The organism is Allochromatium palmeri (assembly GCF_009720725.1).
GTDB lineage: Bacteria > Pseudomonadota > Gammaproteobacteria > Chromatiales > Chromatiaceae > Thermochromatium > Thermochromatium palmeri.
The window spans coordinates 1-369 of sequence record NZ_WNKT01000182.1 but is presented as its reverse complement, the minus strand read 5'-3'; the positions used below and the strand labels follow the sequence as shown (position 1 = coordinate 369).

Here is a 369-nt window from a genome sequence, read left to right as displayed (position 1 = left end):
GGGGCCATGCCGGCCAATCCCAGAATCCTCATCAGGCGCTGCACGCGCTTGCGGTTCACTCCATGGCCTTGCCCGTTGAGAAAGACCACCATGCGCCGACTGCCGTAAAACGGGTGACGGGTGTATTCAGCGTCAATCAAGGCCAACAGAACCTGATCCAACGCGCCGACACCCTCCTGGCTCGCGGCACGATACACACTCGAGCGCGCGATCCCGGCCAAGGCGCATTGCCGACTCACCGACACCTCACCCTCTCGCTCGATCCACGCGCGACGGGCGCTCACAGGCTCACCCCGGACTTTTTTTTCAACCAGTCCAGTTCCATCTTCAGACGCCCGATCTCGCTGTACAGGCGCTCCGGCGCGCTCT

General features: G+C 62.9%; 1 pseudogene. It reads right to left on the bottom strand.

The window, feature by feature from the left end:
* Window positions 1-369, bottom strand: a pseudogene (locus tag GJ668_RS20465) (IS3 family transposase); the annotation flags it as partial.